Here is a 12,269-nt window from a genome sequence, read left to right on the forward strand (position 1 = left end):
CGCTATTTTTCAATAGCATTGATCATGGTGTTAAGCTTTTTGTAAGAATCTTCCAGGTTGGAGTTTTTTGCCAGATTTGACTGAACCGTCTTGATGTAGTTACTTACATCCTCTGACTTTGCCTCTTGTACATCAGTTAGAAGTCTTCCTACATCCTTCCAAAATTCTTCTGCCGGCCTTCTTATCTCCGGATTTGATATTATTGTCTCTATGAGCTCAGGTGATTCTGTCATTATGCTCTCGCAAAGTATCTTTTGCACCTTGAATGTAGTGCCTGACATCCTCTCTGTAAGGCTGACCTTGTCATCCTTTGCAAGTATGTTTGCAAGTGCCAAGTTGACAAGGTGCGTTAGACCCAAGATGATCGCAATTTTTTTGTCGTGCTCTATTGCATCTATGGTGACAAAGTTTGCCCCTTCGAAGAGAGACTTGACAAGGGCGAGCTCTTTTTTCGCATCCTTTATCGGCACCGATATTATGTTCTGTCCCTTGATCTTTTTTGCGCCAGGCCCGAACATGGGATGTATGCACACTGGGTTTATCTTGGTCGGAATCTTCAGCAGAGCGGCTGCCGTCTTTGCCTTCTGTGAAGATATCTCGATGAGGTAGGAGCCTCGCTTCATCTCCTTTGCAATAAGTCTGATTATCTCAGGCGTCCTTCTTGTCGGTGTGCATAGTAAAACTATGTCAGTGTTTAGTACTGCCCCGACAAGCGAATCTGCCTTTCTGACCGTCTTGTCTGTGATCGGCGATTCCGAGTCATACCCTATTACGTCATATCCTGTTGATGCAAAATACTTGGCAAACCACTGGCCCATCTTACCGCCAGCGCCGATAATCGTGATGCTTTTTTTCATCTATATCCCTTCAAAACCTCATCTAATATCTTCATCCCTTCCTTTAGTTTGTTTTCGTCCTGGGCTACAGAAATGCGGATAAAACCCCTGTAGTTGCCAAATCCCTCGCCTGGGGCGACTGCAACACCCCTTTCCAAGAGCCTGTTTGTAAAGTCCAGCCCATCAAAGATGCCTGCTCCAGCCCTTGCAAACACGTACATTGCCCCGTCTGGCTCCAAAAACTCCAAGCCTATCCTCCTTGCCTCTTCTGAGACGGTGTCAAGCTTTGACTTCATGGATTTTTTGTATTGTACAAGGTCTGAGTTGAGCGCCTTGAGCGCAGCATATTGTATTGGCTCTGCCACATTCGTAATGCATAGCGCTTGCAACTTGACCATCCTATCTATTATGCTCTTATCAGCTACTGTGTAACCAATTCTAAACCCCGTCATTGCGTGAGATTTTGAGAATGACTGTGTGACTATGGTTTTTTCATAGTTGTTTGCAAGAACACTCTTCCAGTCTCTATATGCATACAGCGAATAAATCTCATCGCTTAGCACATAAAGATCATTTTTCCTTGCAATCTCAACTATTCTATCTTGTATTGCAGGTGCCAAGATCTTTCCGGTAGGATTGTTAGGATAGTTCATCACGATCATCTTTGTGTTGGAGTTAATTGCCTGCTCAATCTGCGTTATTGATGGCTCCCATTTGTCTTCAAGTCGTGTCTGTATTGTTCGCACTTTGATTCCAGCATTGATTGCGCACTCTCGGTATGCAGGCCATGCTGGCTCTATGATGATGATCTCATCTCCTGGGTTTAGCAGGGTGTTGACTGCAAGATATACTGCAAATCTGCCTCCTGGAGACACTAGTATGTTCTCTGCAGTGGCGTTTGCTCCAAAGTTTCTTATCGCATATTCTGCAAGCGCAGCTCTTAGCCTTGGCATGCCTGCTGCCGGGCCGTATCGAACAATTCCGCCATCAAATGCCTCATCAAATCCCGTCTTTGCAGCTGCAGGCGGCATAAAGTCTGGCTCGCCAACTTCCATGTGTATTATCTTCCTTCCTTGCTGCTCTAGGGCTTTTGCCTTCAGAAAAACGGTAAGGTGCGTTTGCTTGCCCTCCGACTGGATCTTCACCGATTCATTTAGAAGAAAGTTGAGGAATTTTTTACCCAGAGATTCGTCAAGGCCGATATCCTTGCACATCTGTGTTACCCTGACTCTTAGCTGTTCTTCCCGTGCCTCGTCTGTTACTCCAAGTCCGCTACTCTTTTTGAGCTCTCCTATCTGTCTTGCAATATCGGTCCTGTCCTTGAAGAGTCGCAACATCTGCAGTGTTATCTCATCAATTCTGTTTCGTAGCTGGTCTATGTTTGACATTTTACAATACTGGCTTGATGAATCCACCCATGAGCGCATGGTCCGCAAGAACTAGTGATACAAGTGAATCTACAACTGGCGGTGCCCTTGGAACAACGCACGGATCGTGCCTTCCCTGAACCTGCAGTATGACAGGTTTTTTTGTCTTAATGTCAACAGTACTCTGCCTTTTTGCAATAGATGATGCCGGCTTGAACGCAACTCTCATTACTATCGGCATGCCATTTGAGAGCCCTCCAAGTATGCCGCCGGCATTGTTAGTCTTTGTGGTTATTTTACCACCTCTTGTAACGTATGGGTCGTTGTTTTGCGATCCAAAAAGCTCCGAGCCTGCAAAACCGGAACCGAATTCTACTCCTTTAACTGAGGGAATGGAATAGATGGCCTTGCTAATATCTGATTCCAGCGATCCAAATATCGGCTCGCCCAAGCCCACCGGCACGTTGTATGTGGTTGACTCGATAATGCCTCCAAGAGTATCGCCACTCTTCCTTGCATCAAGTATTGCATTGCGCATTCGCTTCGCTGCATTTTGATCGGGGCATCTGACCTCGTTTGCATAAATCTTTTCCTTCATGCTGAGATCGAATTTGTCTCTCATCGAAATTCTGCCTATCTTTGTAGTGTAAGAATGGGTCTCCACATTCAGGGCCACCCTGAGCAACTTTCTTGCCACCGCCCCGCCCATGACGTGGGTCGCAGTAAGCCTGCCTGAAAATCTACCCCCGCCTCTGTAGTCGTTAAATCCGTTATACTTGACAAGAGCAGGATAGTCAGAGTGCCCCGGTCTCATCTTGGTCTGGAGCTGCTCATAATCTCTGGAATTCTGATCCTTGTTCCAGATTATCATTGCAATGGGAGCGCCGGTGGTATACCCACGAAAAACTCCGGAGAGTATCTCTACTATGTCGCCTTCCTTTCTTTGCGTAGATACAAGCGATTGTCCTGGCTTTCTGTAATCTAGCATGACTTGGACGTCCTTTTCGTCAAGCTCAAGGCCAGCAGGGCAACCGTCGAGCACCGCGCCGACGCACTTTCCATGACTTTCCCCAAAGCTGGTCAGAACAAGTCTTTGCCCAATAGAACTGCCGGCCATCAACATAAAACCTCAATCTGATGCATATAACCCTTTTATGCAAAAGTAATCTTTGCGCCGACACCAATCATATCGTCCACAAAAGTCGGATACGAGACGTCCACTGACTCGGGATCCGATACGGTACAGTCTCCTACATACATTGCAGCAATGCAAAATGCCATGAAGAGCCTGTGGTCATCCTCTGAATCAAGATGCGCCCCGCTTGTTTTTTCCGGTGGACTCATCACCAATCCATCATCATTTTCCTTGACGCTCACTCCTATCTTTCTGAGCTCACGCGCTATGATGGCAATCCTGTCGGTTTCTTTGAACCTTGCATGTCGTACGTTATAGATCTCAAGCGGTGCCTGACATTTGAGACAAAGTATGGAAAGAGGCGGAAGAAGATCCGGCGTATTTGAAAGATCAAATCTTCCGCCAAGCAATTTTTCTGGGGCCCTGACCTTTATTGTGTTCTTGTGCAGCGATACATCCACTCCCATCTTGCCCAGTATGTCTATTATTGCCTCATCACCCTGTGAGAGGTCTCCTATCGATGCGTTTATTGTAAGGTCCCTTCCTACCAGTACGGCCGCAGATAGCAGCAATGCAATGCTTGAGAAATCCGACGGGATGCTGACTGTGGCATGTTTGTATTCCTGGGGCGCTATTTGGTATTTTCTATATGGCTCTATTACTTGGACCGTGACACCAAATTTTTTCATACTCGATATGGTCGCATCAAGATACGGCTTTGAGACAAGCTCAGTGCTGATGTTTACTGTGAGGCCATTTTCCATCTTTGGCGCTGCAATGAACAGGGCCGATATGAACTGGCTTGATATATCTCCTGGTATGGTTATACTTCCACCCCTTGCCCTGCCAACCACTGTTACAGGAGGCTTGCCATCATTTGATGTGCATTTTGCCCCCAGTGCCTCAAGCGCATCAAGTAGCGGCTTCATCGGTCTTTTCTTTAGGGATTCATCTCCAGTAAGTGTAGTCTTTGCGTCCCTAAGCGAGGCAATTGCTGCAGCAATCCTTATGGTAGTTCCAGAATTTGACGCATCCACAAGAAGGTCTGCATCATCAAACTCCTCAATGCCCCTGATCTTCAGATTTCTCCCAGCCTCCTGAATCTGCGCCCCAAAGCTCTTGCAAATATTCATTGTGGCAACCGTGTCCCTTGATTTTAGTACGTTCTTGATAATGCTCTTGCCATCTACAAGAGATGCTAAGAATATGGCGCGGTGTGTATAACTCTTGTTGGGCGGGCAACCTATTGAGCCTGTGAGAGTTGATCTTTCTACCTTACAGTTCATGGACGCTAGCCTTCTTGTTGTTTACCTGCGCAATAAGGGTCCTGCCCTCAAGTCCTGCAAACGCTTTCTTGACACGATTAATCCTTTCCTTTTTTGCCACCGCAGCTATTGCAGGGCCGTTTCCTGACACGGAAACGCCAAGTGCTCCGGCCTCTATTATTTTTGCTACTGTTCGAGGATCTGAGTTAAGTATCGTAGAGCCGGCAAGTCCGTTTAGCACCATGGCGTTCCAGTAGTGACCCTCCCTTGCAAAGTCCCATGCCCTCTGGAATACCCCGCCAAGCATTTTTAGCTGCTTGATATTTCCTCGCTTCCTTGATCTTGGAACAAACACTACAACCGCAAGGTTGACCGGCGTCCTTTCCATCCTGATTATCTTTCTTTTGTAATTATCAGTTACAACAGTTCCTCCGTAATAGCACGCACATGCATCATCGTATGCGCCAGTCATGCTTACCCTTGTCGCAATCGATGCCTCCACACCGGTAAGAAGCACCTGCGTATCAGTGTATCTTGGCCTGAACATCTTGTGGCACGCAAGCGAGATTGCAGAAGAAATGGCACTAGAGCTTTTCAACCCGTACCCGGTCGGAATCTGTGATCTGAGCAGTATCTCTATTCTGTTTTTTTCCAGCTCCTTTTTTGGCACAGACATTTCCACCACCTTGTTTACCAGCTTTGTGCTCATACTACTGCTGTCTGCCTGCAGGTGTATTCCCCTTCCATCATATGCACTCACAGTTGCCTCCACCATTGAGTCTATGCCTAGCGTTGCCCCTCTCCCTGTAGCAATTGCATTCACTATTGAAATCGCCCCAAACACTGTTGCCTTTGCCTGCATCTAAAATCCTCCAAGCAACGCCTTTCTCATCGCATCATATGGTGCCTTGGTTTTGTGCCATATCTCAAATGCTATGGCAGCCTGTCCTAAAAGCATCTCATATCCATAAATTACGGTGGCAGAATTTTTCTTGCTCTGAGCAATCAAGTCCGTATTCATTGGCATGTAGATGATATCATAAACTATGCACTCAGGACCTATAGTTTTTGTAGATATGGGACTTGGCTCGCCCCTAAGGCCTACTGCAGTAGCATTCACTATGAATCTGTGTTTTCCTGCATCCTTGCCTGCCTGCTCAAGCGTGGTACATTCTACATCAAGCCCAAGTCCTGATGCAAACCTTGCAAGTTCCTGGCCTCTTTGTTGTGTCCTGTTTGCAATCACTATCTTGCCTGCCCCCTCCTTTGCAAATCCTGCAACAATTGCTCTTGCAGCGCCGCCTGCTCCCAAAAGAAGCACGCTTGCGCCTGAAATAGGAATACTTCTTTTTTTGATTGGCTCTAAAAATCCGTCCATATCAGTATTGTAACCGACCAACTTGCCGCCCTCGTTTGAGACCGTATTGGTGGCCCCAATAACCTTGCACTCTTCGGATGCCTCCTCAAGGTACTTTATCATCTCCACCTTGTGTGGAATCGTCACATTAAATCCTGCAATCTTTATTTGTCTTAGCGAGTCAATACCTTCCCTCAGCTCCCCTCTCGGAATCCTATATGCTATGTATGTGCAGTCCATACCAAGTGCCCTGAACGCTGCGTTGTGTATGCTAGGAGAAAGCGAGTGATCTATCGGATCACCTATAACCGCGTACGTCTTTGTCATCTTATTTTTTCGGTCTTAACATTGATTTAACTTGTGCTAGGCTCATCTGGCCCGGTGCCACCGGCCTGCCAAGCGAGACATATGTGTACGGGCTTCCAAACTGCATGCACAAGATTCTGGATATCTGCCCGGCGCTGCCCATGGCAAACGCAATAAGGTTGACGTCCTTTTGCCTGTACAGCGACATTACAGACACCGTATCTGCAACTGTGTTGGCAGTGGTGACAATCTTTACATTCCTTGAGAATTTGCGCATTTTGCGCAACATTCGCTGCAGTTTTGAGTGCCTTGGTGTTCCGCCAAAGTCGTGCCATGATACTAGTATCTCAGATCCGGTCATTCTGATATAATTCCTCAGGCGCATGTTCTTTGATATGGTGGAAAACTCTACATCAAGAAGATACGGACCGTATTCTGCAATCAACTTCAAAATGGATATTCTTTCCTCTTCACTTCCCTCAAATCTGCCTCCTTCGCTCTTTGACCTGAGCGTGCACACGCACCTTCCAAGGTATCTTCTCACAAGATGCAGAGCCTCCGGAACTTTTTCCGGCTTTAGAAAATCAAAGCGTATCTCTACATAATCTGATTTTTTGAGCGCATCGGAGACAACAGCTAGAACGCGCCTTGGCGTACTTTCGGCAACCGTGGCGCACGTTTTGAACGCCATCACTTTTCCAAAATATACTCGTCAGATACTTCCATGCCAAAGTGCCTCCCGGTAGCTGATTTTGCATAGACTAGCACCGTGTCACCCTTTTTGAGGTGTGTTACTGAAACAAGGTGGCCTCCGGGCCTGACAAACCTGATGGTCTCAGCATCCTGTGCTATTATTCCGCCTATCTCGTCTCCTATCTGTGCCTTTATCATCAGCATTGGTCTTCTCTCTATCTTTGAGCGGCCCACAGTTGCCCTCCTTGCATTTCCCTTTGAATCAACAATTATGACCTCTGCACCTGTCTCCAGCTCGGAAAGATATTTGGTAGTGCCATCAGGAGATAGCGTATAGCAGTGCACCGCGCCGGCATTCACTCTGAACGGTCTTGGCGATGTAAATGAGGAACCGACAGACTCGTTGTGAACCAAAAACAAAAAGTTTGACCTACTCCCAATCAGCATCCCTTCTCCTCGGTGCAACATGGATGCAGTGTCGACGCAAACTCGCTCACCATCGCCGACTGCCTTGATGTCAATTATCTTTGCCTGTCCTAGCTCAAAGCTGCTGCTGCCAAGGTACGTCATGGCCTCTTTGACACCTGCAACAGAGCTTGCCTCATAAATCACTCCATCCACTCCGACTTCAAGAATCGAGAACATCTTTCTTACCTCCTCAGGCGTCCTTGCCATTGCAAAGATCTCAGTGTGCATCTTGTGAAGCTTGGCAATTATGTTCTCAAGCGGAATTATCTTCCAGTCCTTTACCTCTATAATAACAAAGTCTAGGCCTTTCTTTGCCTCCGTAAAAATTCCCTCTATGTCAGTATTTGATAGCACTTTGAAGCGCTTGCCGACCTTTTTTCCCTTTGGCCTTGAGACGTCCTTTTCGAGCACAACCATCTTGGCAGCAGGAGATGGATACATAGAAGCCATCTTTGATCTGCCTAATGTTTTTGGGTCTGCATACACTGTCTTGATTCCTTCCCTTTCCAGTGAAATCAGAAACTTTGCAAGTGCTGCCTTTGAAACCTTTGGCAGAATTACAAGATGCTTATTTTTTTCCAAGTCTTTTTTCTGCTTCCTTTGCTGATTCCTTTCCAAATATTATGGCAGCAAGAGCTCCGACCATCTTCTCGGGACTCTTGTGCGCAAAGATGTTGCGGCCGTAGGTGACCCCCTTGGCACCTGCCTTCATAGCATCTTCTGTCATCTGTAAAATGTCAGCATCAGTCTTTGCCTTCGGGCCGCCAGCAATTACCACTGGTACTGGTATTGACTTGACTACCTTGGCAAAAGAATCCACATCCCCGGTGTACAGCGTCTTTACAATATCTGCTCCAAGCTCTGCCCCTATTCTTGCAACATGTCCTACAATTTCCGGGTCATGCGGGTTCTTGATGTTCTCTCCTCTTGGATACATCATGGCAAGCAGCGGCACGTTTAGGTTATGACACTGCTCGGAGATCCTGCCAAGCTGCTCTAGCATCTCTGGCTCCTCCTTTCCACCCACGTTGATGTGCAGCGACACTCCGTCTGCTCCAAGACGCAAAGCCTCTTCCGCACTGCCTGTGAGCATCTTCCTATTAGGTGACATAGATAGTGATGTGCTTGCAGAAAAATGCGCCAAAATTCCGACCCTTGTAGGTCTTGGCAACGACTTGATTATTCCCTTGTTAATTATCACACTTGTAAGGCCGTGAGTCTCGCATCTTGATATTATCGATGCAGGATTCTCAAGACCCTCAATCGGCCCGCTTGAGATTCCATGATCCATCGGAATGCACAACATCTTGCCTTTGCGCAAAATCCGACTCATTCTTATCTCAAGGCCACTGACCATGTCGGATCTCGCCGCGGCGCCCTAATTAAAAATAACGTGCCAAAAACTTTGCTCTATCTGCAGCAGAACGCTCAAGAATTAAATAACATGCAAAGACCATCACACACAGTTTGAGCCAAATCACTGAGCAGATGCACACCAGCGATATTGGCGATATTTTGGAAAAATCAATCTCCGGAACGCGCCCGTCCGGCAACGACATACTCAGGCTACTCAAATCCGATGACGTGCACCTGATGGGGCTTGTCGCAGGACACATAACAAGAAAGCGCTTTGGCAAAAAGGCCTCCTTTGTAAACAACATAATTCTAAATTACACAAACGTCTGCGTCACAGACTGCAAATTCTGTGCATTCTACAGACCTCCGGGGCACAACGATGCATACACGCTATCGCTTGAGCAGATAGAGGCACGCGTTAGAACTGCATGGGAGATGTTCCAGATAAGACAGGTCCTCATCCAAGGGGGGCATAATCCGAACCTTGGAATCGAATACTATGAGGATGCATTCTCAATGATCAGAAAAAAATATCCGCACATTGGAGTTCACGGCCTCTCACCATCTGAGATAGATATGATATCGCGAATCGAAAAGACATCTACAAAAGAAGTGCTATCAAGACTCAAGTCTGCAGGACTGCAGTCAATTCCAGGAGCTGGCGCCGAAATCCTAGTCGATACCGTCAAGGACATCATAAGCCCAAAGAAAATCTCCAGCGATGACTGGCTCAGAATCATGGAAGAAGCACACACCATGGGGCTTCCTGCATCTGCAACAATGATGTACGGCCATGTCGAAACGGCATCTGACATATCGTCTCACTTTGAGAAAATTGCCAAACTGCAGGAAAAGACCGGCGGATTCATGGCGTTCATACCGTGGAGCTTTGAGCCTAACAACACCTTGATGCAAAAAGAAAACCTTGTAATGTACGGCGTAGGCGGAATGCAGCTACTAAAGATGATTGCAATATCACGCCTTGTATTTGATGGGATGATAAACCACATCCAATCATCATGGCTTACAAACGGCGTCGGCATGGCGCAGGTCGCATTACAATACGGAGCCGACGACTTTGGCGGCACGCTCATTGGCGAGGAGGTCGTCTCCTGCACTGGCGCGCGCTCAACTGAGCTTACCGGAAAAAAGATAATTGATGCAATACATCAGATTGGCTATTCAGTCGAAGAGCGCGACAACTTTTACAACACCGTGCGCATGCACTAGATGCCGTACTCTTTCCATCTGGAATCCACAAGATGTTTTGTACCATCGTCAACCATGACCTTTTCTTGAATCTCCCTTGCAAATCCCTCCTCAGCTGTTTTCTGCGTAGCATCTATTCCCAACTTGGAGCCCAGATTAACAAGAGGTGATGCGGGATCCAGCGTGTCAGTTGGCGTATTGTTTATGATTGTGACATCGCGCGCAGCATCCATCCTTGTAGTAATTGCCCATATTACGTCGTTGATATCATGCACGTTGATATCCTCGTCCACCACTATGAAGATCTTTGTGAGTGCCAGCTGACCTGTGCCCCACAGGCCCATCATCACCTTCTTTGCCTGGCCCGGATAGCGCTTCTTAATTGATATGATTGCCATGCCCTGGAACCACCCTGACGCAGGCATTGCAAAGTCCACCACTTCAGGATGGAACATCCTGATGAGCGGCAAAAACGATCTTTCTATTACCTTGCCTACGTACGCGTCCTCCAGAACAGGCTTGCCTACAACAGTAGTGACATAGATGGGTTTTTTCCTCCTCATAATTCCAGTCAGTATGAAGGTAGGATATGGCTCTACAGGAGTGTAGTATCCTGTATGGTCGCCAAACGGACCCTCGCCCCTGATATCTGAGGGATCCACATAACCTTCAAGAACGATCTCGGCGTTTGCAGGAACCTCAAGGTCTACTGTCCTGCACTTTACCGTCCTTATTCCCTTCTTTCGAGTAATGCCTGCAAACAAATACTTGTCAAGCCCCTCCGGTACAGGAGCGATTGCAGAAAATACCGTTGCAGGATCAGCACCAATGATGACCGCGGCCTCTATCTTGCCGCCTTTTTCCTTTTGTATGTCGTGGTGGTGAGCTCCGCGCTTGTGCTTTTGCCAGTGCATCAGCGCATGCGTCTCATCAAGTATCTGCATCCTGTATACGCCAAGATTCCTCACTCCAGTATCCGGGTGCCTTGTTGCAACAAGCCCTAGTGTGATAAATCGACCAGCATCCTTGTGCCATGTCTTTAGAATCGGGAGGCTTGAGAACGACGGTGACTTTTCAACCACTTCTGTGACAGGGCCATCATCTTCCAGCTTTGGAAATATTTCTCCCATCTTTGAGAGCTCAGGCAGCTTTTTGAGCTTTCCCAAGATTCCAGACGGTATGTCCATTTTTGTCATCTCTACAATCCTCTGGCCAATCTCCTCAAAATTTTCCATGCCAAGGCCTATCTGCAGTCTTTTGACAGAACCGAACGCATTTCCTAAAATAGGTATATCAAATCCTTTTACATTCTCAAACAAAACGGCCGGCCCATTAGAGTACATCACTCGTCGCAATATCTCGGCAACTTCAAGCTCAGAGTCTACCTGTGTTTTTACCCTCTTTAGCTCGCCGGCGTTTTCCAGGGCCAAGACAAATTCGGACGTGTCCTCTATTGGCACATGCGCCCTTTGTTCCGATATTGTATAAAGCTTGACAAGTTTTTACAAACGCAAGGCGAAGGGATTTTAATCACCAAGACCAGATCAGATCTGGTTGAGCGCAGAAAAGTGCGTTCTTTGCAAAGGCAAAGGCGCCATTGAGCTTTTGGGTACACAGTGTCCATTTTGCAATGGGACGGGAGAATATTCCAAGGGTGCGGAAAGCTATCTGAAAACGCACATCTGCCAGTGCATATTTTTGGACCGAAAGGTCTGTCCAGTATGCGGCAAAAAATGTCATCACGATACCCCTAACAAACCAAAAATCCTAATTGGGCCTATCTAACTATTGTATGGGCGGCAGCTCGCTCTTTTTTCCATGTCCGCCAGAACCGAATTTGCAGTAAAAGCAAAGATCCGATTGCATATGTGTGAGCTTTTCAAGCTGTATTGCTCCAAGCTTTAATGCAATCTTTGTGAGAATCTTGTACTTGAGCGGCATTGCCGGAATGACCTCTTCCATGTATACCTTGTAGTGCTCAGGGCAGAACTTGAGTGTGACTTTGGCAGCCTCCTTGCTTGTCTGGTTTACAGTCCTTGCAAAGTTGATCTGCTCTCTGATGTATTCGTGTTTTGGGCACGGGCAATCCTTACCACCAGGATGCTTGTACGCAGGAGTGTTTTTCCAGTCAAACCCGGGATATTCTTTTTCAAAGTCATCCATTGGGTATGGTACATCGTTGCGTCTATTAAATTTGATCCGCTCGCAAATCCGATATTTACCCAAATCTAAATAAAGCCGCGCCATTGACGTACACTGAATGTCTGCTAAACCCAC

The 12,269-nt window shown here is 47.0% G+C and carries 13 protein-coding genes; 1 reads left to right on the forward strand and 12 read right to left on the reverse strand.

Going from position 1 to position 12,269, the window contains the following annotated elements:
• Positions 1–2: 2 nt before the first annotated feature.
• The 9 genes from NITUZ_RS00380 to NITUZ_RS00420 are packed head-to-tail and all read right to left on the reverse strand — an operon-like array spanning position 3 to position 8,784.
• Positions 3–857 (reverse strand): prephenate dehydrogenase/arogenate dehydrogenase family protein, encoded by an 855-nt coding sequence (locus NITUZ_RS00380; protein WP_048194053.1) that lies wholly within the window; start codon positions 855–857, stop codon positions 3–5.
• Entirely contained in the window at positions 854–2,224 is a 1,371-nt protein-coding gene (locus NITUZ_RS00385) for an aminotransferase class I/II-fold pyridoxal phosphate-dependent enzyme (RefSeq protein WP_177309418.1), read from the reverse strand. The genes NITUZ_RS00380 and NITUZ_RS00385 overlap by 4 nt, the downstream gene beginning before the upstream one ends.
• A gap of 1 nt (position 2,225) precedes the next feature.
• Positions 2,226–3,320, reverse strand: coding sequence for a chorismate synthase (gene aroC / locus NITUZ_RS00390; protein ID WP_177309419.1), 1,095 nt, complete (start codon positions 3,318–3,320; stop codon positions 2,226–2,228).
• A gap of 35 nt (positions 3,321–3,355) precedes the next feature.
• The gene (gene aroA / locus NITUZ_RS00395; RefSeq protein WP_048194055.1) at positions 3,356–4,624 is read right to left on the reverse strand and encodes a 3-phosphoshikimate 1-carboxyvinyltransferase; all 1,269 of its coding nucleotides are present in this window, start codon (positions 4,622–4,624) and stop codon (positions 3,356–3,358) included.
• Positions 4,614–5,465: a shikimate kinase gene (locus tag NITUZ_RS00400; protein ID WP_048194057.1), complete on the reverse strand. Its 852-nt coding sequence runs from the start codon at positions 5,463–5,465 to the stop codon at positions 4,614–4,616. The genes aroA and NITUZ_RS00400 overlap by 11 nt, the downstream gene beginning before the upstream one ends.
• Positions 5,466–6,287 (reverse strand): shikimate dehydrogenase, encoded by an 822-nt coding sequence (gene aroE, locus NITUZ_RS00405; RefSeq protein ID WP_048194059.1) that lies wholly within the window; start codon positions 6,285–6,287, stop codon positions 5,466–5,468.
• A gap of 1 nt (position 6,288) precedes the next feature.
• Complete coding sequence (gene aroD / locus NITUZ_RS00410; RefSeq protein WP_048194061.1) at positions 6,289–6,957, reverse strand: type I 3-dehydroquinate dehydratase; 669 nt, start codon at positions 6,955–6,957, stop codon at positions 6,289–6,291.
• Positions 6,957–8,009 (reverse strand): 3-dehydroquinate synthase II domain-containing protein, encoded by a 1,053-nt coding sequence (locus NITUZ_RS00415; RefSeq protein WP_048194063.1) that lies wholly within the window; start codon positions 8,007–8,009, stop codon positions 6,957–6,959. The genes aroD and NITUZ_RS00415 overlap by 1 nt, the downstream gene beginning before the upstream one ends.
• A complete protein-coding gene (locus NITUZ_RS00420; RefSeq protein WP_048194069.1) occupies positions 7,996–8,784 on the reverse strand; it encodes a 2-amino-3,7-dideoxy-D-threo-hept-6-ulosonate synthase in 789 nt (262 codons plus the stop codon). Before NITUZ_RS00420 ends, NITUZ_RS00415 begins: the two co-directional genes overlap by 14 nt.
• 110 nt (positions 8,785–8,894) lie before the next feature.
• Here NITUZ_RS00420 and mqnC point away from each other — a divergent pair, with 110 nt between their 5' ends.
• Positions 8,895–10,013 carry a cyclic dehypoxanthinyl futalosine synthase gene (gene mqnC / locus NITUZ_RS00425; protein WP_048194071.1) on the forward strand — a complete coding sequence of 373 codons (1,119 nt, stop codon included), beginning with the start codon at positions 8,895–8,897 and terminating at the stop codon, positions 10,011–10,013.
• Here mqnC and NITUZ_RS00430 read toward each other — a convergent pair.
• The 3 genes from NITUZ_RS00430 to NITUZ_RS00440 all read right to left on the reverse strand — a co-directional run bounded on the left by NITUZ_RS00430 (position 10,010) and on the right by NITUZ_RS00440 (position 12,155).
• A complete protein-coding gene (locus NITUZ_RS00430; RefSeq protein ID WP_048194073.1) occupies positions 10,010–11,452 on the reverse strand; it encodes a menaquinone biosynthesis decarboxylase in 1,443 nt (480 codons plus the stop codon). The two genes, mqnC and NITUZ_RS00430, sit on opposite strands and share 4 nt — an antisense overlap.
• 70 nt (positions 11,453–11,522) lie before the next feature.
• Positions 11,523–11,732: a hypothetical protein gene (locus NITUZ_RS09905; protein WP_048194075.1), complete on the reverse strand. Its 210-nt coding sequence runs from the start codon at positions 11,730–11,732 to the stop codon at positions 11,523–11,525.
• A gap of 45 nt (positions 11,733–11,777) precedes the next feature.
• Positions 11,778–12,155, reverse strand: a complete 378-nt coding sequence (locus NITUZ_RS00440; protein ID WP_048194076.1) for a hypothetical protein — start codon at positions 12,153–12,155, stop codon at positions 11,778–11,780.
• Positions 12,156–12,269: the final 114 nt, after the last annotated feature.

The sequence above is a fragment of the Candidatus Nitrosotenuis uzonensis genome, assembly GCF_000723185.1.
Classification (GTDB): domain Archaea; phylum Thermoproteota; class Nitrososphaeria; order Nitrososphaerales; family Nitrosopumilaceae; genus Nitrosotenuis; species Nitrosotenuis uzonensis.

Bases quoted from the DNA above. Each gene is read 5' to 3' on its own strand.
- NITUZ_RS00440 (WP_048194076.1), bottom strand. From the start codon at position 12,155: ATGGATGACTTTGAAAAAGAATATCCCGGGTTTGACTGGAAAAACACT.
- NITUZ_RS09905 (WP_048194075.1), bottom strand. From the start codon at position 11,732: ATGACATTTTTTGCCGCATACTGGACAGACCTTTCGGTCCAAAAATAT.
- aroE (WP_048194059.1), bottom strand. From the start codon at position 6,287: ATGACAAAGACGTACGCGGTTATAGGTGATCCGATAGATCACTCGCTT.
- NITUZ_RS00400 (WP_048194057.1), bottom strand. From the start codon at position 5,465: ATGCAGGCAAAGGCAACAGTGTTTGGGGCGATTTCAATAGTGAATGCA.
- aroA (WP_048194055.1), bottom strand. From the start codon at position 4,624: ATGAACTGTAAGGTAGAAAGATCAACTCTCACAGGCTCAATAGGTTGC.
- NITUZ_RS00420 (WP_048194069.1), bottom strand. From the start codon at position 8,784: ATGGTCAGTGGCCTTGAGATAAGAATGAGTCGGATTTTGCGCAAAGGC.
- aroC (WP_177309419.1), bottom strand. From the start codon at position 3,320: ATGGCCGGCAGTTCTATTGGGCAAAGACTTGTTCTGACCAGCTTTGGG.
- NITUZ_RS00380 (WP_048194053.1), bottom strand. From the start codon at position 857: ATGAAAAAAAGCATCACGATTATCGGCGCTGGCGGTAAGATGGGCCAG.
- aroD (WP_048194061.1), bottom strand. From the start codon at position 6,957: ATGGCGTTCAAAACGTGCGCCACGGTTGCCGAAAGTACGCCAAGGCGC.
- NITUZ_RS00385 (WP_177309418.1), bottom strand. From the start codon at position 2,224: ATGTCAAACATAGACCAGCTACGAAACAGAATTGATGAGATAACACTG.